The 23,949-nt window shown below is 39.9% G+C and carries 20 protein-coding genes; 9 read left to right on the plus strand and 11 right to left on the minus strand.

The annotated features are described in order from the left end of the window. Positions 1-129 precede the first annotated feature (129 nt). Both glnL and glnG read left to right on the plus strand, forming a co-directional pair. On the plus strand, positions 130-1,239 hold the full coding sequence (gene glnL, locus FTU39_RS09110) for a nitrogen regulation protein NR(II) (protein WP_004976718.1): 1,110 nt from the start codon (positions 130-132) through the stop codon (positions 1,237-1,239). Continuing rightward, on the plus strand, positions 1,226-2,704 hold the full coding sequence (gene glnG, locus FTU39_RS09115; RefSeq protein WP_154320780.1) for a nitrogen regulation protein NR(I): 1,479 nt from the start codon (positions 1,226-1,228) through the stop codon (positions 2,702-2,704). The genes glnL and glnG overlap by 14 nt, the downstream gene beginning before the upstream one ends. Before the next feature lie 94 nt (positions 2,705-2,798). On the opposite strand, the gene FTU39_RS09120 is transcribed toward glnG, so the two are convergent. Then, positions 2,799-3,128 (minus strand): hypothetical protein, encoded by a 330-nt coding sequence (locus FTU39_RS09120; protein ID WP_004976724.1) that lies wholly within the window; start codon positions 3,126-3,128, stop codon positions 2,799-2,801. Positions 3,129-3,248: 120 nt separating this feature from the next. On the opposite strand from FTU39_RS09120, the gene FTU39_RS09125 reads away from it, so the two are divergent. After that, positions 3,249-3,689, plus strand: coding sequence for an HD domain-containing protein (locus tag FTU39_RS09125; RefSeq protein WP_136143954.1), 441 nt, complete (start codon positions 3,249-3,251; stop codon positions 3,687-3,689). Positions 3,690-3,752: 63 nt separating this feature from the next. Next, complete coding sequence (locus tag FTU39_RS09130) at positions 3,753-4,652, plus strand: LysR substrate-binding domain-containing protein (protein ID WP_004976726.1); 900 nt, start codon at positions 3,753-3,755, stop codon at positions 4,650-4,652. A gap of 224 nt (positions 4,653-4,876) precedes the next feature. Here the strand turns inward: FTU39_RS09130 and map are convergent, their stop codons facing one another. From map to FTU39_RS09145, 3 genes are all read right to left on the minus strand, one after another. Further along, positions 4,877-5,671, minus strand: coding sequence for a type I methionyl aminopeptidase (map, locus tag FTU39_RS09135; RefSeq protein ID WP_004976729.1), 795 nt, complete (start codon positions 5,669-5,671; stop codon positions 4,877-4,879). Positions 5,672-5,849: 178 nt separating this feature from the next. After that, positions 5,850-7,007: an RNA-guided endonuclease TnpB family protein gene (locus FTU39_RS09140; RefSeq protein ID WP_154320786.1), complete on the minus strand. Its 1,158-nt coding sequence runs from the start codon at positions 7,005-7,007 to the stop codon at positions 5,850-5,852. Continuing rightward, positions 7,004-7,618, minus strand: coding sequence for an IS607 family transposase (locus FTU39_RS09145; protein ID WP_075167936.1), 615 nt, complete (start codon positions 7,616-7,618; stop codon positions 7,004-7,006). Before FTU39_RS09145 ends, FTU39_RS09140 begins: the two co-directional genes overlap by 4 nt. Positions 7,619-7,984: 366 nt before the next feature. On the opposite strand from FTU39_RS09145, the gene brnQ reads away from it, so the two are divergent. Both brnQ and FTU39_RS09155 read left to right on the plus strand, forming a co-directional pair. Then, on the plus strand, positions 7,985-9,277 hold the full coding sequence (gene brnQ, locus FTU39_RS09150) for a branched-chain amino acid transport system II carrier protein (protein ID WP_179990290.1): 1,293 nt from the start codon (positions 7,985-7,987) through the stop codon (positions 9,275-9,277). Between the two features lie 572 nt (positions 9,278-9,849). Next, complete coding sequence (locus FTU39_RS09155; protein ID WP_004976747.1) at positions 9,850-10,086, plus strand: hypothetical protein; 237 nt, start codon at positions 9,850-9,852, stop codon at positions 10,084-10,086. A 173-nt stretch (positions 10,087-10,259) separates the two neighbouring features. On the opposite strand, the gene FTU39_RS09160 is transcribed toward FTU39_RS09155, so the two are convergent. Continuing rightward, entirely contained in the window at positions 10,260-10,712 is a 453-nt protein-coding gene (locus FTU39_RS09160; RefSeq protein WP_004976749.1) for a hypothetical protein, read from the minus strand. A gap of 140 nt (positions 10,713-10,852) precedes the next feature. Here FTU39_RS09160 and FTU39_RS09165 point away from each other — a divergent pair, with 140 nt between their 5' ends. Further along, positions 10,853-11,713, plus strand: coding sequence for an alpha/beta fold hydrolase (locus FTU39_RS09165; RefSeq protein WP_096901415.1), 861 nt, complete (start codon positions 10,853-10,855; stop codon positions 11,711-11,713). A 267-nt stretch (positions 11,714-11,980) separates the two neighbouring features. Here the strand turns inward: FTU39_RS09165 and FTU39_RS09170 are convergent, their stop codons facing one another. Beyond that, on the minus strand, positions 11,981-13,504 hold the full coding sequence (locus FTU39_RS09170; protein ID WP_004976753.1) for a TerC family protein: 1,524 nt from the start codon (positions 13,502-13,504) through the stop codon (positions 11,981-11,983). Positions 13,505-14,281: 777 nt separating this feature from the next. Here FTU39_RS09170 and FTU39_RS09175 point away from each other — a divergent pair. Next, entirely contained in the window at positions 14,282-14,746 is a 465-nt protein-coding gene (locus FTU39_RS09175) for a MarR family winged helix-turn-helix transcriptional regulator (protein WP_004976754.1), read from the plus strand. A gap of 54 nt (positions 14,747-14,800) precedes the next feature. Here FTU39_RS09175 and FTU39_RS09180 read toward each other — a convergent pair whose 3' ends face one another. The 5 genes from FTU39_RS09180 to FTU39_RS09200 all read right to left on the minus strand — a co-directional run bounded on the left by FTU39_RS09180 (position 14,801) and on the right by FTU39_RS09200 (position 22,274). Continuing rightward, positions 14,801-15,478 carry an SOS response-associated peptidase family protein gene (locus FTU39_RS09180; RefSeq protein WP_096901413.1) on the minus strand — a complete coding sequence of 226 codons (678 nt, stop codon included), beginning with the start codon at positions 15,476-15,478 and terminating at the stop codon, positions 14,801-14,803. A gap of 115 nt (positions 15,479-15,593) precedes the next feature. Then, the gene (locus FTU39_RS09185; RefSeq protein ID WP_180052077.1) at positions 15,594-17,033 is read right to left on the minus strand and encodes an aldehyde dehydrogenase family protein; all 1,440 of its coding nucleotides are present in this window, start codon (positions 17,031-17,033) and stop codon (positions 15,594-15,596) included. A 465-nt stretch (positions 17,034-17,498) separates the two neighbouring features. After that, positions 17,499-19,664 (minus strand): malate synthase G, encoded by a 2,166-nt coding sequence (locus FTU39_RS09190; protein WP_180052078.1) that lies wholly within the window; start codon positions 19,662-19,664, stop codon positions 17,499-17,501. Between the two features lie 358 nt (positions 19,665-20,022). Beyond that, positions 20,023-21,177 carry a cell division protein ZapE gene (zapE, locus tag FTU39_RS09195; protein ID WP_004976758.1) on the minus strand — a complete coding sequence of 385 codons (1,155 nt, stop codon included), beginning with the start codon at positions 21,175-21,177 and terminating at the stop codon, positions 20,023-20,025. Between the two features lie 89 nt (positions 21,178-21,266). Next, positions 21,267-22,274 carry an AraC family transcriptional regulator gene (locus tag FTU39_RS09200; RefSeq protein WP_171501106.1) on the minus strand — a complete coding sequence of 336 codons (1,008 nt, stop codon included), beginning with the start codon at positions 22,272-22,274 and terminating at the stop codon, positions 21,267-21,269. A 169-nt stretch (positions 22,275-22,443) separates the two neighbouring features. On the opposite strand from FTU39_RS09200, the gene FTU39_RS09205 reads away from it, so the two are divergent. Then, a complete protein-coding gene (locus FTU39_RS09205) occupies positions 22,444-23,949 on the plus strand; it encodes an NAD(P)/FAD-dependent oxidoreductase (RefSeq protein ID WP_179997004.1) in 1,506 nt (501 codons plus the stop codon).

The following is a 23,949-nucleotide window of genomic DNA, read 5'->3' on the forward strand; positions in this document are numbered from 1 at the left end:
GATAAATGCACTAAAAACGAAAAGTTGGCGTGCATTTTGCTTAATTCGCCTCAATTCGATCCAAATTTGGAACATGGCTGACAGATGACAATGCCCTTGCACAATATTTCATACAGGAAGCATTCACGAATGGATCAGACCCAGAGCATTGACTATCGTCTTTTGGTGGATAACCTCAGCACCGCAATTTTACTGGTTGATCGTGACCTGAATATTTTTTATTTAAACTCGTCTTGTGAAGCATTGTTTGATATCAGTTTAATTCGCGCTTCGGGGCAACCCGTTTTAAATTTGCTGCACATGCCTGATGATGAGTTCAATACGCAAGAGGCTTTCCTGAATACCATCAAAACTGGTCAACCCTACACCCGCCGTGAAGCGACCATTAATGTCAATTTTAAAGATATTCATGTCGATTACACTGCATCACAGTTAAATGCAGGCAAGCCTTATCATCCTCTTTTGCTGATTGAATTGAATCCGATTGATCGGATGCTCAAAATTTCCAAAGAAGAAAACTTTATTCAACAGCATCAAGTCGCACGTCAGCTGATTCGTGGTGTGGCACATGAAATTAAAAACCCGCTTGCAGGAATTCGTGGTGCGACACAACTGTTAGCACGAAGTTTAAATGACCCGAAATATGATGAATTTACCGACATTATTATTAGCGAGGTAGATCGTTTAAGAAACTTGGCCGATACCATGCTCGGCTCACGCCAACTACCAAGCTATGAACTGGTCAATATTCACGAACCTTTAGAACGGGTGCGCAGCCTGATCGTCAATCAAACTAAAAACAAAATAAATATTATCCGTGATTATGACCTTTCTTTACCTGAAGTCATGGCAGACCGCGATCAATTGATTCAAGTCATGCTGAATATTTGCGCCAATGCAGTACAAGCCATGACCGAACATCCCGATTTCTTTACCGAGCATCGACCTGAATTGATTTTAAGAACTCGTATTCAACGCTTGGTTACCATTAATGGTGTGCTGAATCGTTCTACCGTACGTGTTGATATTGAAGATAACGGCCCAGGCGTACCTGAAGACATTTTAGAATCCGTGTTTTATCCATTGGTGACTGGACGCGCAAACGGTACAGGACTTGGTTTGAGCATCGCACAAAATATTATGCATCAACATAACGGAATGATTGAATGCCAATCCATTCCAGGAAAAACAATATTTAGCTTATATTTACCTTGGGAGGCGAGTCATGTCGCGAAATAAAATTTGGGTGATTGATGATGACCGTGCAATGCGCTGGGTACTGGAAAAAACTTTTAGAGAAGAAGGTTTTGAAGTCACCAGTTTTGAAGAAGCACAGTCTGCACTAGATGAGTTAAACCAAGATGCACCCGATGTAATTTTGACCGACATTCGCATGCCTGGAATTGATGGTTTAACTTTTCTTGGCAAAGTCAAAGTCAGTTATCCCGACTTGCCTGTGATTATTATGACTGCGCACTCCGATTTAGAATCGGCAGTATCTAGCTATCAAACAGGTGCATTTGAATACCTACCCAAGCCTTTTGATATTGATGAAGCACTTGCTTTAGTCAATCGTGCAATTTTGCATATCACCAAACTACAACAGCAAGAATCTGCAAAATCGACAGTGCAGCCAATTCAATCGACAGAAATTATTGGTGAATCGCCTGCCATGCAGGAAGTGTTTCGTGCTATTGGTCGTTTATCGCAATCACACATTACTGTGCTCATTAATGGTGAATCAGGTACAGGCAAAGAGTTGGTGGCGCATGCACTGCATCGCCACTCACCGCGTAGCAGCAAACCATTTATTGCGCTGAATATGGCAGCCATTCCGAAAGATTTGATTGAAACCGAACTTTTTGGACATGAAAAAGGTGCATTTACAGGTGCCAATACACAACGTCAGGGACGCTTTGAACAAGCCAACGGCGGCACCTTGTTTTTAGATGAAATTGGTGATATGCCTTTTGAAACCCAAACCCGCTTATTGCGCGTCTTGGCAGATGGTGAATTTTATCGGGTTGGTGGACATATTGCTGTCAAAGTGGATGTACGGATTGTCGCAGCAACACATCAGGATTTGGAAAAACTGGTACAAGATGGACGCTTCCGTGAAGACTTATATCATCGCCTGAACGTCATTCGGATTCATATTCCTAAACTGGCGCATCGCAGTGAAGATATTCCAATGTTGGCACAGCACTTTTTGGCACGTGCAGGCAAAGAATTAGGCGTGAGTCCAAAAATATTGCGTCCTGAAACAGTCGAATATATGCAGCAATTGCCGTGGCAAGGTAACGTGCGCCAATTGGAAAACACTTGTCGCTGGCTTACCGTGATGATTACAGGACGTGAGGTCTATCCTGAAGATTTACCAACCGAACTCAAGCAAATTCCAATTGAAAAATTAGCCGAACATTCTGCGCTTCATGTGGCAGATCGGGTATCTATGCAGCATTGGGATGAATTACTTGGGCAATGGGCAGTACAAAAGTTAAAAAATGGCGAGATGAAACTTCTGGATATCGCCATTCCAATGTTTGAACGCACCTTAATTAATGCTGCACTGCAACAAACCCGTGGACGTAAACGTCATGCCGCTGAATTATTGGGTTGGGGACGTAATACTTTGACGCGAAAACTCAAAGAATTAGGAATGGACAGTGCCGATGATGAAATAGAAGAAGATATGGAGAGCTAAACGCAGAAAAAATATCTAATCCATCAAAATATAGGGAAATTCAGCTTTTGAATTTCCCTATTTTTATATCTTAGACTCTCTAAGTTAAGTGCAATTAAGCCGCGGTAAATCCAACATAGCGAGATAAACCTTGCACGCCTAAATCCGTTTTATAAATCAAATATTGCGGATAACGACTTGAAGTCAGTTCTTGCCACATATCCAACTGATCATCATGTGCATGAATTTCATCGACACTGCGTGGCATGCTTTGTTCAAATACATCTGAGGCATATTCAAAACCCAAATCCATTGCGACAAACAAAGTATGCTCGCAAGGCTGAATATATTGTTCTTCTGCCCAATCAATAACAGCATGTTGGCAATGTGGGCAAAGCAAATTTTCAGTCGCAGGCGTATTCAGTTCAATGAGTTGATATGGCATAGAGCAGCATCACCAATAGTAAAATAGATAAACATAAAATCTGTTTGCATCATAACAAGCAATTTCTATATTTTGCGCTAAGCACGGCTTATAATTATAGAAATTTTTTTAATTATACTTATGGCAACTCTAGAAAATGCAATTACACTTGCAGTACAACAACATACAGGGCAGCTAGATAAAGGCGGTCAGCCTTATATTTTGCATCCCTTACGTGTAATGTTGCAATTACAACAGCCCGATCAGCAAATTGTCGCTGTACTGCACGACATTCTTGAAGATACCCACACCACAGCACAAGACCTGCAAAATTTAGGATTTCAAACGCATATTATTCAAGCAATTCAGGCTCTCACCAAACTGCCGCATGAAACTCGTGTTCAAGCGGCTATGCGTACTGCACAAAACCCGCTTGCCTGTGCTGTAAAAATTGCAGATGTGCAAGACAACATGAATTTAACGCGGATTCCCAATCCTACAGCACGTGATTTAGCCCGTTTAGAAGAATACCGACAAGTTTTAGAGATTCTGCAAAAAAGCACAGCAATAAAGCACAATTAAAGATTGACAACATGCAACGATGCCACTTTAATTTAAGTATTGTTGCATAAATGGAATTTAGTCATGCTTACAGATTTGGATGATTTTTATTGTTTTGCCCAAGTGGTCGAACATGGTGGATTTAGTGCAGCAGAACGCGCCACCGATATTCCAAAATCCAAACTTAGCCGACGCGTACACAACCTAGAAGAACGCTTAGGTGTGCGTTTAATTCAGCGCAGCTCACGTCATTTTGCGGTCACAGAAATTGGTATGAATGTGTATCGGCATGCGCAAGTAATGATGAATGCTGCCCAAGCCGCGCACGACTTGGTCGATCACCTAAGTATTCAACCGCGTGGTGTAATTAAAGTCAGCTTACCTGTTTCAATTGCACAAAATGAAATTGCCAAAATCTTGCCTGAGTTTTTGAAAGCCTACCCTGAAATTAAAGTACAGCTAATTGTCAGCAACCGTCGTGTCGATATCGTCAACGAAGGGATCGACATTGCCCTGCGTGTCCGCTCAAATTTAGATGATGATCCAAGTTTGGTGATTCGCAAATTCAGCAACATCGAACAACATCTATTTGCCAGTCAGGCTTATTTGAATGAATTTGGCGATTTGAAAAAACCTGAAGATTTAAGTCATCATAAAATTTTAAGCATGTCGGATGAGCATTTAGATCAATACATGGTTGTGCATGATCAACAACAGCAACCGAAAAAAATTAAGGTCAACCCTACAGTCATGGGTTCAGATTTAATGATGCTAGCGCAATTGGCACGACAAAATTGTGGCATTGTGTTGTTGCCTGACACGATTGTTGAAGATTATGTTGCATCGGGTGAATTGGTTCGTGTTTTACCCGACTGGCACGCACCGCATGGTATTTTCCATGCCGTCTATCCATCACGCCGTGGTTTATTACCTGCTGTACGTGTATTTATCGACTATTTGGTCGAAAAGCTAACCATTCGTTAGCACATAGGATCTTTTGATTTCAGATACGAAACAGCAAAAAAAAAAGCTTATCTAAGACAGATAAGCTTTGAAAACTACAATCTAAAATAAGAAAGCTAAAACAAAGAAACTACAGCAAGTATCTTTGACTTCAATTATAGCGATTGTTCATTTTTTAACAAATAGTTTAAAACTAAAGTCTAAGATGTTTTATCTATCAGTCTTAACCTGAAAGCATTCGTGCATTAAATTTCAGGATAACTCCCCGTACCTTCTGGCCACGGCGATAACACTTCAAAGCCTGTATCAGTCACAGCAACCATATGTTCCCATTGTGCAGAAAGTGATTTATCTGTCGTCACCACCGTCCAGCCATCTTTCAGTTCTTTCACACGCGCTTTGCCCGCATTCACCATTGGCTCAATGGTAAATACCATGCCTTTTTTAAGCACCAAGCCTTGTCCAGGCTGACCATAATGCAGCACACTTGGTTGTTCGTGATACACCTGCCCAATACCATGTCCGCAATATTCACGCACAATGCTAAACCCTTCACGATGCGCCACACTTTGAATGGCATAGCCAATATCGCCCAAAGTCGCGCCCGGTTTCACCGCATGAATCCCTGCGCGCATCGCCTCATAAGTGGTATCGACCAGTTTTTTCGCTTCTGGTTTCACCTGACCCACATAGTACATACGACTGGTATCACCATAAAAACCATCTTTAATCACTGCCACATCAATATTAATAATGTCGCCATCTTTTAAAATGGTTTTGGATGATGGAATACCATGACAGACCACTTCATTGGGTGAAATACAGGTGGTTTTGGTATAACCGTGATAGCCCACATTGGCAGGAATGACTTTTAAGGTATTTACAATATAATCGTGACACAAATCATCTAAGTATTCTGTCGTGACTCCGGGTTTGACATGCTCGCCAATCATCTGCAACACCTGAGCAGCCAAACGCCCCGAAATGCGTAATTTCTCAATATCTTGCTCTGATTTAATGCTGACTTTAAGGGCGCGCATGATGAACTCCTGACCTGAAGCCTGAGATTATAGCCGTTATTTAAAACCTACTCAAACCTACTCAATGTGGGTTTGATGTTTAATTCCTACTTCACCATCAAGAACCTAAAACATTTGCTTTAGGGATTACCTCAATTCCATAGGCTGTCACGGTGTAACTCACCGCCTTAATCACCACTTATGCAGTGATTAAATCTTTATCCGCATATCGCAGGATATTAATTGATGCATTAACATCACGATTTTGGATGGTTTGGCAAACTAAGCACTTCCACTCTCGCGCAGAAAGTGTGAGAGATTGATTTAATTCACCACAGCACGAACACATTTTACTACTTGGGAAGAATCGACCAACCGAAAGTACCGATTTTCCATGCTGTTTGGCTTTATAAATCAACTGCCTTTTAAACTCATAAAAACCCATATCGGATATAGCTCTTGCGAGTTTACGATTCCTCAACATGCCTTTAACATTCAAATCTTCAATCGCAATCACATCAAAACGTGTTACCAAATCCGTTGTGACTTGATGAAGATTATTCTTGCGTAGACAGGCAATTTTATAGTGCAGGCGAGATAGCTTGGCTTTTGCTTTTTCTCGATTCTGACTACCTTTTTTCTTACGACTAAAAGACTTGTTGAGTCGTCTTAGTTTTGCAAGCTGTCTTTTAAGTGGTGCGTTAGAAGGAATAACCTCACCATTTGAAAGGGTGGCAAGATTAGAGACACCCAAATCAACACCGATACTTAAACCTGTTTTCGGTTTAAGCTTTTCGATCTGGGTGAGTTCGACAGCGATTGATACAAACCACTTACCACCTTGTTTAAATATTTTGGCCGAGAGAATTTTACCCTTATAGCGCAGATTCTCAGTCATTTTCACCCAACCCAAATTAGGGATTTTAATAGACCGACCCTTTACGCTAAATTGATCATTTGATAATGAAAAACGGTCATCCTTGCCTTTTTTTCTTGGCTTGGGGTATCCTGATTTGCCGTTAAAAAATCTATCAAAAGCACTACCCAACTGCTTAATCGCCAACTGTGGTGCGCACTTAGTCACTTTCTTCATGAAAGGATATTTTTCAAATTTAAAAGTGTTTAGGTGCTTTCTTAATTTACTCTCTTTAGGTCTATTAAGAAGCATTTCATTCACCGCAACATCATAATACTCACACTGATCTCGATATTCCTTATCAGCCTTGTATTGTCGCTGCCACTCTCTTAAAGCCCAATTATACGACAAACGAGCAACACCACTTGCCTGAGCAAAATGGCTTGCTTGTTTATTATTGGGCATCAATTCAATGATATGCCCTCGTATAAATCGACTCATAGTGCTTCTTTGACCGCCTGTATTAGCTTTTGGTTCTTTTTACTTCGGCTTCCATATAATCGTGCTGAAAATACAGTGATAATTTCCAGGACATCTTGAGCCAGTTCCTCCTCAAAACTCAAATTTTCACCCTGATTAATAATTACAATTTCAACATTCCGAGCTTCACATAAAGCAAAAACCAATTCAGCACCAAAACGTAATAATCGATCTTTGTGGGTTAAAACCAATCGACCAATTTCATTATTAATAATTCCATCCAAAAGAGCCTTAAGCCCTTTTTTGTGATAATTCATCCCTGAGCCTAAATCACTAATAATCTCAAATGTCCATCCCTGCTTGGCACAGTACATTTCCAAAACTTGTTTTTGTCGCTCAAGATCAGCCTTTTGATCGTGACTAGATACTCTTGCATAAGCAATAGTTTTTCGGCTGTTCTGAATTGATAGATCATGGATAAGTTCAGGTGTGATCTTGCTTAGATCGTAACGTCTGTGATTTTTTGGGGTTCTATCTGCGACTAAAGTGCCTTCCTCATCCCATCTTCTTAGGGTTTGGATGGAAACACCCAGTGTTTTAGCTGCAACGCCAATACTAACATATCTACTCATTTGTATATAATAATATAGAAATAGGTAGATTTCAACTAGCAGTTATTAACCCTTTCGGCTTGTAAAATCAGCTCAAGCTGCCAAACAAGTATCCATCGTCATGCGACCAACAGTTTTGTTTAAGAACTGCGCATTTAAAATAGCAACCAAAACTTATACTAGATAAGCCATCTATACTATGTGGGATCAGCATTTTTCAAAAATACATCAGATAAACAGTAAGTTATTTAATTTTTATAGTGAAGATTAAAATAGCCTACAAACACATATCATAAAAAATATTCATATGACCTATAAAATAAATTAGAAAATCATAGCTCGATCTACTAAAATCGCTTTCTTTTGTTTACATCTTATTTCTCTCCCATGACGAATTTACGCACACGGGATATTATTGCCTTGGGTTTTATGACCTTTGCGCTATTTATTGGTGCAGGTAATATTATTTTCCCACCTATCGTGGCACAACAAGCGGGCGAACACGTCTGGCTTGCTGCGCTCGGCTTCCTCATTACCGCTGTTGGCTTACCCGTGATTACCATTATGGCGTTGTCACGTGTCGAAGGTTCTATACAAATTTTAAGTTCGCCGTTGGGTAAAATCGCAAGCTTAATTTTAACAGTCGTCTGTTATTTAGCGGTTGGCCCGCTTTTCGCTACACCACGTACAGCTACCGTCTCTTATGAAATTGGTTTCTCTGCCTATTTTGGCGATTCCGCGAACACCTTATTCATTTATAGCGCCATCTATTTTGCCTTGGTGATGTTAGTTTCACTGTATCCACACAAAATTTTAGATACAGTGGGCTATGTACTTTCCCCGCTTAAAATTCTGTCATTACTAATTTTAGGCATCACTGCATTTATTATTCCGACAGGTACAATTTCACCTGCCATTCACAATTATGTGAACAGTCCTGTATCTGAAGGCTTTATTAATGGTTATCTCACCATGGATACTTTAGGTGCATTGGTATTCGGGATTGTGATTATTAATGCGATTCGTTCACGTGGCGTGACTGATAAAAAACTCATCACCCGCTATGCAGTATGGGCAAGTTTAATTTCAGGGGTTGGTTTAACGTTAGTTTATCTAAGCCTATTTAAACTGGGGATGGGCAGTCACGATGTTGCCGCCAATGCCAGTAATGGTGCAGTCATTTTACATGCCTATGTGCAACATGCTTTTGGCGGATTTGGCTCGGTATTTTTAGCTGCAATGATTTTTATTGCCTGCATGGTTACGGCAATTGGACTGACATGCGCATGTGCTGGATATTTTGAGCAAATTACTAAAATTCATTATCGCCGTTGGGTATTTATTTTAGTGGGCTTTGCCTTTGTTATTTCCAATCTTGGACTCACCAAACTCATTGCAGTTTCAGTGCCTATTTTAAGCGCGATTTATCCACCTGCAATTGTGGTCATTCTACTCAGCTTTTTCTGGGGATTATTCCGTATTCCAACCCGCGTGATTGCACCTACTGCCGCAGTTGCATTGCTCTTTGGCATCATTGATGCAATGAAGGCCGCAGACTTAGCTAGATTCTTGCCAACCACACTGACCAATTTTCCCCTGAGTGAACAAAACCTCGCTTGGTTGATTCCTGCATTACTGATTTTTGTATTCGCTGCAATTCATGATCGAATGAAAAAATAGCCAGTACGGACTTCGAGCTCGGCTATTTTTTCAAGTCATGCTCTATTTTCGAGCTGTATTGTATTAAAGTCGTGTTTTATCCAAATACGAATTTAAGTTAGACAATAATTGTCAGGTTTTACCCAAACCCGCACTTATTGTTTCTTGTGCTAAAACTGCCTCTTTTTAAGGCAATTTATCAGTCATGATAATAGCAACCCAAATAATTATTTGGTATAAATAAACAAATGAAATTAAAATATTTTCAATAAAAAACTAAAACAAAATAAATCATTCACCCATTTTAAGCAGAGCTCAAATTAACGCTAAAGTCGTATAGTCGCCCTCAAAATTAGCTGGCATAAAATATGCAAGTACGATTGAAATCGTATTTAAATGGCTTAAAAAACACACTACTTTTTATTATTTTGTAAATAAATGATAACAAATAGTAGTATTTCATATGAAAATGATGTTTTTTATCAAAATATGACTATAAGGGCTTGAAATAGTTTGCTAAACAAGGTAGAACAATAAAACCAATCTGACTAAAATGCTCTGATTTTAGTGATTTATAACAAGGAGGGATGGAGATGTTTTCACATTTCAATACGCAAGTCTTCATTAACGCTCTGAAGGCTAACCAAAATCTAGTTACTTTTTTAAGCACCACTTTTGCACTGATGCTGACCCTATTGCTCCAAGGCTCAATTCAAGGCAACTTGAAACCAACCTATTTTTTATATGCCTTATTGGTATGTATAGCCTTTGCGATTTGGACATCCATTGACCAAAAGTTTCGTGAACATAAAAACGTAGAAGTTCATTAATCATACCCTAGCACCCACTCATTTTAGCTTTTTCGCTTTCACTTTGCGGCAGATGGATCACTCCTCTGCCGCCAAACTCAAAAAGTAGATTCTAATCATCATTCCTGATCTACAACAAAAATCTCAAAATCTTCTACGGGCTACCAAGAAAAAATTAAACTGAGCAATTAGAATTACAACAATCCATAGATTGCGCCAAGCAATAACACACTAGTCCCACCCAATTCAGCCACAATCAATAACAGCATCGCCAAACTCATGCACCAACTTGGCAATGTCCATGCTGCAATTTGATGCGGTTGTTTAAATTGATTAGTGGTATCTTTAAGCAATCCATGCAAGATATAACTCAGAATAGAAAAGCTAAAAAATACTAAATTTAGAATCACACAAATTAAAATTACAGTGGCATCCCAAATACAAAAATAAGCCAAGACCGCTAAAATTAAACTTGCAGGTGCATATAACAAACTACTGCGATGTGCGATATCCACATAATAATGAGCACGCGCTTGGGCAGAAGCACGAATTTGCCAATATTTCCACACGCCTGTAAGCATCCCCACCCACAAAAATATTCCACTGAAAATAATCGCAAGGCGCACTGCCAAAGATAAACTTTCCATGTTTAACACTCTTTTATTTTTCGTGTGGCTATTTAACTACACTCGCAGACTACTAAGCTTGACTTTAGAGTCAGAATAAATACAAGTTTCTTTTTGGAACTCGTGTAAAGTAACTTTATTCTCATCATCCTTAAAACATTATGAGCACATTTGAAAGCTTAAATATTATATGTGCAGATGGTTATGCCCTCGCTGCCCGTTATTATCCAAATCAATATACACAAGCACAGCGTCTACCCGTCTTGATTTGTCCCGCGACAGGCATTACCAAGAATTTTTATCACGCTTTTGCCACATGGCTAAATGAACAAGGCTATGCTGTGCTGTGTTTTGATTTTCGTGGTATTGGTGATTCGTTACACGAACCATTGAAACAATGTGAAGCCAGTATTGTTGATTGGGGGCAGTTAGATATTCCTGCAGCAGTAAATACTTTGCTGCAAAAAACGCAAGCTGAACAAGTGGTTTTATTGGGACACAGCGCAGGCGGACAATTACTGGGGATTAATCCTGAATATCATAAAGTGGCAAAAGTCGTAGCTGTTTCAGGCTCTACAGGCCACACAAAAGGTTTAAAAGGTCGTACTCGCCTACTTGCCCCTGTGATGTTTAAAGTTATTTTTCCACTTGCCAGAATCACACATGGTTATGGCCCAACCAATGCAATTGGCATGGGCGAAAACCTACCTAAAAATGTGGCCCAACAATGGGCACAATTTTGTAGCAAACCCGGCTATGTCATCAATGCTATAGGCAAAACAGTTTCACAGCATTATCACGATGAAATTCGTTGCCCGATTACTGCTATTTGGAGTTCGGATGATGAGATTGCCACCGAAGCCAATGTGAAAGATTTACTCCGTCTCTATCCCCATGCATCGACTAATATGATTGAACTTAAACCAAAGCGTTATCAGCATAAAGCCATTGGGCATATGGCGATGTTTAAAAAGTCACATCGAAATTTATGGAATGTGATTGAAAATCAATTGGCAGTTTAATTTTTAGTGGCGAAGTCACATACAAATTAAACATTTGTTTTAGTTTCTCGCTTTTTCTTTTCCCTGTTTAAGCAACCAAATTTGTAATCCTGTTTGGTTGTTTCTTTTTTTCTATTCCATGCCACATTTCATGTTCAGCTTTTAAAATCCAGACTTATCGCTGATACACATTTTCAGGATGAAACATCACAATCTTTTTATTACACCATAAAAAAGCTCCACCATTTCGGTAGAGCTTTTTGAGTGATTTAATTCAAAGCTTAGTAATTAGCGTAAGCGAATCATCACAGTTTTAATACGGTTACCATCAAGTTCTGTCACTTCAAAGTGCACACCTTGATAATCCAACTGCGTGCCGACCTGAACTTCACCTTGGGTTTTATCTAAAATCAAACCTGCAACGCTAATGTAGCCTGCATCTTCTTCAATCAGATCCATCATACCCAGTTCAAGTTCAAGCTGGTATAAATCCAGCATACCTGTTGCTTTCCATTCGTTTTCATTGGTTTTAACCAAATCTAACTGTTCGTCTGCATCAGGGAATTCACCTGCAATCGCTTCAAACACATCAAGCGGTGAAATCAAACCTTGAACATTACCAAACTCATCGCTGACTAAAACCAAAGAACCTTTAGAGGTACGTAACGTATTGATCGCATCAATCACTTTCATTTTTTCAAAAATGTAAATTGGACGCTGACGTTTAATTAAAGCTTTAAGCTCTTCTTCTTCGTCCAATACATCCAACAACTCTTTGGCACGTACAATACTAATGACTTTATCTAAACTACCACGACACACTGGGAATAAGCTGTGTGGTACAGATAGAATCTGTTCGCGGATTTGTTCAGGTGAATCTTCAATATCGACCCATGAAATTTGGCTACGTGGCGTCATAATTGATGCGACTGAACGCTCTGCCAAGGTCAAGACACCACCAATCATGTAGCGTTCTTCATCTGCAAACGCTTCTTGCGCTTCGTTATGCAAATCAGGGCTACTGGTTTCAACTCGCCCCCCCATCAATTTTAAAATTGAATCTGCAGTACGGTGACGTAACGGAATTTTTGCTTCATGTTTTGCAACATTGCGCTGACCAAATTGGTTAAACGCTTCAATAGCAATCGCAACACCAATACCCGAATAGATATAACCTTTAGGGATATGGAAGCCAAAACCTTCTGCAATCAAGCTGATACCAATTAATAGTAAGAAGCTTAAACACAAAATCACCACTGTTGGATGACGGTTCACAAAAGCAGTTAATGGCTTAGATGCAAGTAACATCACCAACATTGCAACCACCATGGCAACCATCATCACATAGATGTTGTCGACCATGCCAATTGCGGTAATGACTGAGTCTAAAGAGAAAACTGCATCTAGAACAACAATTTGTGCTACAACTGCGGCAAAACTTGCATAAACCACATTGGTCGTGACTTTGACTTCGGGTTTGCCTTCCATCTTCTCATGCAACTCTCCTACCGCCTTATAGACGAGGAACAAACCGCCACCCAAGAGAATGAGGTCACGCCCTGAAAAGGTTTTTTCAAATAAGGTAATTAACGGTTCGGTTAAAGTAACCAACCAAGAGATTGCAAATAACAATCCTAAACGCATAAACAACGCTAAAGATAAGCCAATCACACGGGCTTTATCACGCTGTTCTGGGGGTAATTTTTCTGCAAGAATTGCAATAAAGACTAGGTTATCAATACCTAATACGATTTCTAGAATAATAAGTGTAATTAAACCAACCCATATTCCCGGATCTAATAAAAACTCCATTAGTTCATAGCTCCGAGATAGTTAGCAGAAATCGAAATATAAAGTAGACCTGCGCACGGCGACGGATCCATAAAAGTAACCTTTTTAGCAATAGATAGCTTAATTATGCACAATCTTGAACATTTGTAATTAAATTTTTAATTTTTTTGAATAAAACTAAACAGTACGATCTATAAGAAGGTTTTTACTTTATTTTTCACATTCTTAATTTTTTTAGAGCGATGACAGCCAAACAAAAGCCGTGAGAATGGATTAAAAATGTCAAATGAATTGTAATGTATTTTTAGACGCATTAGTCATAGATTACAACTGTAAGCCAACCCACACTTTAATCTAAACTTAAAATATTGATAAAAAACAACTATTGTTAAAAGATTAGACCAAAGCTTATAATTTTTTTGCAAAATTCAACGCAATAACCCGCACTTTTACCTAAAAGCCAAGTGTACAAATGTATTTTTTTAACTAAAATGCAGCCTAAGTTGATGGTTAAATTGATAATTCAACTTATAAAACCAGATAACTCACTACTAATCCAAACTAAAACAATTCTATAGGATTAATTGATATGACACATGAATATGGATTGAACTTAAACAAATGCCTACGCGCTTGGAAAAATAGCCATTTCAAAGCCAGCTTCTAAATCGAGATTCATCATATTTCGTCAGATTTCAACCAAATTTTAGCCACTGAAAGCATCTTGCTAAGCACATGAGTTTTCACATAAAATGTGAAATATCAAAAATACAATTAAAACAATGCAGGGAATATGCAATGTCCAAGAAATATTCAAAATTTCTACCATCCGCCGACCAATATGATATTGAACAATTTCCGTATTATTGGGTCACACAAGTACATGCTCAATATGTACAGAATGTCGATCAGGCACTTAAAAAGTATGGTTTAGATAATTCTCGCCGTCGTATTTTATTGGCATTAAGGTCAAAAGCACATGCGAGTGTGTCTGATTTGTCAGACATGGTGGTGTCAAAAATGTCAACTACAACTAAAATTGTTTATCGTTTAAAAGATGAAGGTTTGGTTGAAACTTATTCTTGTGATGATGATGCGCGTATCACTCGTGTCGTGCTTACTGAAAAAGGTAATGAGATGACCAACAAAATTAATGATCTGACTAGCGTTGTTTTAGAGCAGTCATTTGATGGTTTAACTCCACTACAAATTGAAAAAATGATGGAAAGTTTACGTCATATTTTTAATAATTTAGCACGCTAAACATCACGTTATTGTTCCACATCTGTTCTTATCCTATATAAGCACAAGATGTACTTAAAGATCGAAAAAATTGAGCTGGGGGCTTACTTTTTCGATCTTTGCTTTTGGTACATGTGAACACTCAAACTCGTCTAAAGGAAAGCCCTGCACAAAGCTGTGTATGTTCGGTGTTTTCAAACTTAGCCATTCATCTAAACGTGCATGTGGAATAACAATAACAGAACGTTTGACTGGCCCAGGCTCATGAAATTCCTTCATCATCGCGTGATCAATTGCGTCCATGGTAATCATACTCGCAGAACGGACAATTTCTTCCGTGCCTTGCCCATCCTTTAAACGGCAAATTTCATACAGTGCTGCAATAAAAAAGGCCTGTCCATCTTTACGACGTACACCCCAACGCTGCGGTTTACTGTCTATATATTTGGATTCATAAAATTCTGACACAACAATCGCGCCAAATTTACACTTATAAGCAGCTTCACTAAAACTTGGTTTTTCTAATAAAGTTTCGTTACGGCAATTATAGGTTTTTTGCGCAATACTTCTGTCTTCCGCCCATTTGGGAATCAAGCCAAAATTCACCGAGCGCCACTCTAAACCTTGTTCAGACTTAAACAATAGTGGCACACTCGAATTTGGATACGCTTCTTCAGCATATTCAAACGGAATTTCAGGCAGACCTAATGCAGATAATTGCGCTATGCTTATTGGTTTAAAATTGGCACACATATACAAATTGGATGATTAGACACACGCACTATATTATGCGTTTTGATCATGAACAGTAAGTGCGCACCCACGCATTCCTTCTTACTCAAACAAAACGCAGGACAAATAATTACCGTTAAGCTGGCAATGTCAGCCAATGCGTGCGGGTGAATTCCTCAAAAATCCAGCGTCCATTAAAACGCCCAAGCCCAGAGTTTTTCTCTCCCCCAAACGGAGCATTAGCCTGATCTGCCACACTAATACCATTGATATGAGTCATACCGATATCCAGCTGTTCTGTAAAACTAATACCACGTTCAATATTCGAGGTACAAACCGCACTAGATAAGCCAAAACGGGTATCATTGGCCAGCTTTAAGGCATGTGCTTCATCACGAGCTTTCAGTACTGGCAGAATCGGTCCAAAACTTTCTTCCTGAGCCAGTGGAGATTCAGGTGCTACCCCAGTAAAAATATGTGGATAGACCAGATTACCTTCTATCCCCCCTTCGTATACCAGCTCTGCACCCTGCTCTTTTGCACTTTGAATAATCTGCTGATGTTTTTTGATCTGACTCTGATTGATGATCGGCCCAATGATGGTCTCTTCTAGATTTGGATCACCCACAGCAACAGTTTTCACTCGCTCTAAAAGTTTTTCCACATAGGCATCATGAATAGACGCATCGACAATGACCCGATTGGTGCTCATACAGATTTGCCCCTGATGCATAAAGCGTCCCATGATTGTCAGTTCTACTGCCAGCTCAAGATCAGCATCATCCAGAATCACCAGTGGCGCATTTCCGCCCAGTTCCAGCGCCAGACGTTTAATTCGAGGGCTGGCTAAGGCTTTACTTCCTACATTCTGTCCGACTTCAGTAGAGCCCGTGAATGAGATCATTTTTGGAATCGGATGTTCGACAAAATAATCACCGATTTCACTGCCTGCACCTGAAACCACATTGAGCACACCTGCGGGTAAACCAGCTTCTTCAAACAATTTGCCTAATAAGGTTCCACCTGTCACTGGTGTATCACTTGCTGGCTTGAGTACCACACTATTTCCACAGGCAATCGCTGTTGCTACCGAACGCATGGATAAATGAAATGGAAAATTCCATGGGCTAATGACACCAATCACACCCAAAGGTTTACGCAGTACCAGACTTTTACGTTGGGGATCTTTGCTCTCCAGCTGTTCAGTCTTGATCTGCTCCGGAAATTTCTGACTTTCCTGAATAATGGATAAAGCAGCGCCAACTTCCAGACCCGCTTTAAAACGGGTACTTCCAGACTCAAGAATTAACCAGTCAATAATTTCATCCTGGCATGCCTGAATCACCTGTTGTAGTTTTTGCAGGATTTGCTGTCTTAACTCAACTGATTTAATAGCACCCTGTTGAAAGGCTTTATCAGCTGCCGCATAAGCCGCATCAACATCTGCTGTACTGGCAGCCTGCAAAGTAAAAATCGTATCTTGAGTATAAGGATTCAAATTCTGAATCATTTTCTGGGAACGGCCAGGTTGCCACTGGCCCGCAATAAACTGCTGATCCAAATTTTGATATGCCATGCTGTTCTTCCCTGCAATTTATTGATTTGCTTTTACTTTAGCAGAGCCATTTCAGGATGGAAGTGACAGCGACGAATTGTTACGCTTTTATCTTGAGCTTTCTAAGTGAATGAAACTTACTGATCCATGAATCTTATTCTTTGCTGTCTAAATCTTCCAGTACATCAGCCAAAATACGATTCTTAGAAATTAAAAATTGAGAATTAAATTGAGTCTTAAATGTCATGATCCAAAGTTCTACAACTACCCAGCATGAGGAGCTGTAAACGCTCATAGGAATACCGACTGGCAGATATAAAGCTACTGTTTAACAGATAATTATTATTAAAGTTTTCTTCTGTGACATTGTTCTGTTTTAGGTGTTCAGTCAGTTAGTTTACCTTCCAAAAGAACATTTTTATCCTTAGATCTTTTTTAAGAGCAATAAAAAAAGCCTCCGAAGAGGCTTTTTTTTAAGTTACAGGATTAGTCACCTGTATAACCTTTAAGTTTTAAACGCGCTGCGTGTAGAAGCGGCTCTGTATAGCCTGATGGCTGTTCACCACCTTTGAAGATCAGATCAGAAGCAGCCTGGAATGCAATGCTGTTGTCAAAGTCAGCAGCCATTGGCTTGTACAGTGGATCATTCGCATTTTGTTGATCTACAATTTTCGCCATGCGCTGCATTACTTCTTCAACCTGTTCACGCGTTACAATTCCGTGACGTAACCAGTTGGCAACGTGCTGAGAAGAAATACGTAAAGTTGCACGGTCTTCCATCAGGCCCACATCATTGATGTCTGGAACTTTAGAACAACCTACACCCAGATCAACCCAACGAACAACATAACCCAAGATACCTTGGCAGTTATTTTCCAGTTCTTTTAGTTTCTCTTCTTCAGACCAGTTGGTATCAGTTGCAAGAGGTGGAGTTAACAAATCATCTAAAGGCAATGCTTCAGTTGCAAGCAATTCTTGCTGACGGTTTGCTACATTAATTTGATGGTAGTGAATCGCGTGAATCACTGCACCTGTTGGAGACGGAACCCATGCACAGCTTGCGCCTGCTTCAGGATGTTCAGTCTTGGTTTTGTACATGTCTAACAGCATGTCTGGTTTTGGCCACATGCCTTTACCAATCTGTGCTTTACCACGTAGACCTGTTTGTAGACCTACCATGACGTTACGGTTTTCGTAAGCTGGGAACCATTTTTGGCCTTTGATTTCGCCTTTACGAACAAATGGACCTGCTTCCATGAAGGTATGGATTTCATCACCTGTACGATCCATGAAACCGGTGTTAATAAAGATGGTACGGTCTTTCGCCTGAGCAATACAGTTTTTCAGGTTAACAGAGGTACGACGCTCTTCATCCATGATACCGATTTTCAGGGTTTTAGCAGGTAAGCCAAGCGCTTGTTCAGCACGTTCAAACAGCTCAACCGCAAATGCTACTTCTTCTGGACCGTGCATTTTTGGCTTAACGATATACATAGAACCGGTACGTGAGTTCTTGATCGTGTTCTCACCACGGATATCAGCCACAGAAAGCAATGGAGTGACCAATGCATCCATGATGCCTTCATAAATTTCTTCGCCATCTACAAGGATCGCCGGGTTTGTCATCAAGTGACCCACGTTACGAAGCAGCATCAATGAACGGCCATGAACCTTGGTCTCACCGCCTTCAACATTTTTGAAGGTGCGGTCAGCATTTAGTTTACGGGTAATGGTCTTGCCATTTTTCTCGATAGACTCTTCAAGCGTACCTTTCATCAAGCCTAACCAGTTACGGTAGCCTTCAACTTTTTCTTCAGCATCAACTGCTGCAACAGAGTCTTCCAAGTCTTGAATCGTCGTTACAGCCGCTTCAAGCACAACATCTTTCACGCCAGCTGCATCTGTCTGTCCAATTGGGCTGTTTGCATCAATCTGGATGACTGCGTGCAGGCCGTTATTTTTCAGTACGATTTCAGTTGGTGCAGAAGCTTCGCCATTGTAACCAACGAATTTAGAGCTATCCGCAACAGTTGTTGTAGAACCATCTTTTAGGCGAACAACAAGTTTGTTTGCTTCTACAGCATATTGAGTCGCGTCGGCATGTGAACCTTGCGCCAATGGGAAAGTTTCATTTAAGAAGTTTTTCGCGAATGCAATTACTTTTTCACCACGAACTGGGTTGTAGCCTTTACCTTTTTCTGCGCCATTTTCTTCAGAAATAACGTCAAAACCGTAAAGTGCGTCATATAACGAACCCCAACGTGCGTTTGCTGCGTTCAAGCAATAACGTGCGTTACGTACAGGTACTACGAGCTGTGGACCAGCCAATAATGCGATTTCTTCATCAACATTTTCGGTGGTAATTTGAAAATCTTCTACTTCTGGTAATAAGTAGCCAATTTCAGTCAAGAAAGCTTTGTAAGCTTCTAATTCAAATGTATTATTGCGGTGCCATTCATCAATTTTAGCCTGAAGCTCATCACGCTTTGCGAGTAATGTTTTGTTCTTAGGGCTAAGATCGACAACGACTTGCTCAAAGTTTTTCCAGTATGTATCACTGTCCAAACCAGAACCTGGTAATGCTTCATTTTCGATGAAATCGTAAAGTTCTTTAGCAATCGCTAACTTGCCTTTTTGAATACGTGCAGTCATTGTCTTTCCTGATATTGCTACTTTTTATACAAGAGATTCTAGTATACTGATTTATATTTAGCTGAATAGTATTATCACATTTCAAAATAACGATCATTTATTACAAGATGAATGACAACAATCATCATAAATCCTGATCAGAAACACGACACTATTACTCATCTAAATACACTTTTACAGTGTATAAAGTTTTTGAAATGTCGAAATTAGACTTAAGTTCAGATTTTGTTGTAAAAATCGACGTCAGTCTTATTGCAACCCTTCAAGATTAAGCCATGTTTATGACAAAATGTCGATAAAACCAACAGTCACATCTTTTCTATCATAAAAAAGCGCCTAGTTCTAGGCGCTTAAAAGATCAACTGATTTGATGTTTGGCTTCGGTGGCCTGTATCTGTCGATGTTCTTCATTTAAGTAATCATCAGACTGCATTTCCAATAAACGTGAACGTGTGCGTTCAATTTCAAATGCCAGTTTTTCGCCCTGATAAATTTCAATAATCGAATCTTCAGAAGTCAGTAATAACTTGACACCACGATCATAAAATTCATCGACCAAATAAATAAAACGACGTGTTCCTTCAGACAAGAAGTCTGTTAAATGCGGTACATTGCTCACCAAAACCGTGTTGTAGATGTTGGCAATTTCAATAAAGTCTGCAGGACTACGCGGTTTAAAGCACAGTTCTGAAAATTCACACCACAACACATCTTCAGTATGCGCAATTGTTTCAACAATACGTTGGTTGATAATAATTGGCTCAGAAGAATAATGTTGTGTATTACTCAAAGCACTGAAACGCTGTGCCATCCAGTTTTGATTATCATGCGTTAAAGGCGATTTAAATAATTGCGCCTGTTTCAAAACACGTAAGCGATAATCTACACCAGCATCGACATTTAGCACTTGGCAATGTTTTTTGACCATTTCAATGGTTGGAATAAAACGATCTCGATGGATACCATTTTTATATAAACCGTCTGGGGCGATGTTAGATGTTGCCACCAAAGTAATGCCACGATGGAATAATTTTTGGAACAAGTCACTCAGAATCATCGCATCAGTCACGTTAGATACGAAAAATTCATCGAAACAAATCACCACTGCATCTTTATAAATTTGGTCTGCAACAGAATCGAGCGGGTTACGCTGCCCTGAAAGTTTGTTCAGTTCACGATGCACATGCTGCATAAAGTGGTGAAAGTGCATACGTGTTTTACGTCTAAATGGAATCGAGTCGTAAAACTGATCCATGAGCCATGTTTTACCACGACCTACACCACCCCACATATAAACACCCTGTGGTGCTGTTTGGCGGCGGAAACGGCGGAACGCTTTTTTTGATGCTTTATAGCGTTGAATTAATTCCTGCCACACACGCTCAAGTTCGTGTACAGCCTGCGCCTGCGCATCATCTGGCATAAATTGTCCAGAGGCTAACGCTTGTGCATAACGCTCCGCAGGCGATAATGGAGTAAAGGCTGTGGTTTGTGGCGAATTAAAATCAGACATATTCATCAGTACTTATTTGGGCAAATAGATTATAACGAAGATCGAATCACGAGATATAGCACTTTGGCATAGTTTGCAAAATACTTAGGCTATTTTGTATATTGGCGTGGACTTTGTCCAAACCACCGCTTAAAGGCATGATTAAATGCTGCGGGTTCTGAATAACCAAGTAACTCTGCAATCATTTCAATTGAATATTCCTGATATTCAATTAATCGCAATGCTTTATCTTTGATGAGATCTTCACGAATTTGTTTATAACTGGTGTTAAGTTGTTGCAGTTGATGGCGCAATGTCCGTTCAGGAATTTGCAAAGCATGTGCTGTTTCTGCCATGCTCGGCATACTGCCCTGTTGTAACTCCAAATAATCTTTTACGCGCTGCACTACCGAAGGCGCATCATCTTCAAGTTTAAGTCGCTCTAACTCAATCACACACTTGGCTTCATAACTGCTAAAAGTGACTGCATCGGCAGAGGGAATACGTGCTGTGAGAACTGCATCATCAAACCAAAATGCTGCTTGTGATTGATTAAAAACAATATCTTGACCGTAATAATCATAAAAAGTTTGCAAAACTTCACTTTGCTGCGGCTGTACAAATGGCAATTCTATGCGAATACGTGGCGCACTCATCCCCATCATTTTATATAGGTCTTGAATAAATTTGAATGTGCCTGAAATTTCACACTGCGCACGTAATACACCTAAACTACTATGTAAATCATTGGGTTGATAACACAATGCAATATGTCGCGTGCTATGTTGTAAACTTAGTTTCCCGCTTAAATGCGTCAATCCCTGATATTGAATCCCTTTTTCTAATGCAGTGGCAATATCTGGACTGGTCACCAATAACATCAATAAAGGACCATAACCTGCCAAAGCATAATGCTGTCCAATAAACAGCCCCATTTCAGGTTCTACATCTTCACCAATCACTTTTAGAATATCCCATTCCAAACTCGGATGAATGATTGAACTGGTATCTAGCGCATCTGCACGCAAGCCGATACTTTGCAATTTTGCATCGACATCAACGCCTGCTTTACGCATGCCTTGTATTAAATACATTAAGCCAAGTATGGATCTTTTCATAAAATGAACAGTGCGAAACGGAATATCCTTTTTACCCGATTCGTCCACAGATAGAAATTGCCGAAAATATCAATTTTTATGTCAGCACGATCATGTTACCGCATGCTGGCTTATTCTATCCTGACTCAAACAAACTCAAATCAAACAAAATAAATATAAGGATATCTTCATGCAGGATGCAGCAGCGTATTATCAAGTCGCAATTATTGGTGCAGGCTTTGGCGGATTAGCCATGGCGATTCGTTTACTACAACGCAATATTCATAACTTTGTGATTTTAGAAAAGTCTGATGAAGTGGGTGGTACTTGGCGTGAAAATCAATACCCTGGTGCGGCTTGTGATGTGCAGTCGCATCTGTATTCATTGTCATTTGCACCCAAAACTGACTGGTCAAAACGCTATGCCGAAGCACCAGAAATTTTTCAATATATTCAAGATGTGGTGCAACAATTTAATCTGCGTGAATATTGCCAATTTAACAGCGAAGTGGTGCATACGGAATACCATGAAAAAGAATGTCTGTGGCACGTTACATTAAAAGATGGCAGACAATTGAGTTGTCAATATTTAATCTTTGCTTCTGGTCCACTACATGTGCCGCAAATCCCTCACATTCAAGGGATTGAAAAGTTTCAGGGCAAGGTTTTTCACTCCTCACAATGGGATCATCAATACGACTTAAATGGTAAAGTTGTGGCATCCATTGGTACTGGCGGCAGCGCAATTCAATACATTCCTGAAATTGCACCCCAAGTCAAACAACTATATGTGATGCAACGTACGGCTGCATGGGTCATTCCACGCGATGAACGTAAATATTCACAACTCAGCAAGACTTTGTTCAAGGCATCGAATATTTATCGCCAAATCCATCGTACCCGCTTGTACTGGACCAATGAGTCTCGTGTCGTGCCGATTGTACAACCTCAGATCATGAAATATGGTCAAAAGCTTGCAGAAGCCTTTATTCGTTTTCAGGTGAAAGATAAAGAACTCGCCAAGAAACTAACTCCTGATTTCGTCATGGGTTGTAAGCGTATTTTGATTTCCAACAAATACTTTCCAACCTTTAACCGTAAAAACGTTGAACTGGTTACAGATGCTATTCAGGAAATTACTGCAAATGGCATCATCACCAAAGATGGTAAAGAACGTCAGATTGACTGCCTGATTTATGGTACAGGTTTTATTACCGATCCACGTATCTACTTAAAGCATTTTGATTGTGTCGGTCGTAATGGCATTGAGCTGAAACAGGCATGGAAAGATGGCGCTGAGAGTTATTATGGCATTGTCACCAAGAACTTCCCGAACCTGTTCCAGCTACTTGGTCCTAACACAATCTTAGGTCATAACTCTGTGATTTTCATGATTGAATCACAAGTGAACTATATTCTACAGTTGATCCAGACCGTGGATAAAACTGCTACTCAGGCGATTGAAATCAAGCATGATGTACAAGATCAGTTCAACGAACGTGTACAGGAACAGCTTAAAGGTACGGTATGGCAAGCAGGTGGCTGTAGTAGTTGGTATCAGGCAGCGGATGGCAAAAACTTCTCTCTATGGCCAACTTATACCTGGAAATACTGGTTAGAAACGCGTAAAGCCAATGTTGCTGATTATAATTTTATGAGTAATGACGCTAAGCAATCAAAAAAACAAGTCGCTTAA

Origin of the sequence: Acinetobacter sp. YH12099 (genome assembly GCF_013419195.1) — a bacterium.
Taxonomy (GTDB): Bacteria; Pseudomonadota; Gammaproteobacteria; order Pseudomonadales; family Moraxellaceae; genus Acinetobacter; species Acinetobacter towneri.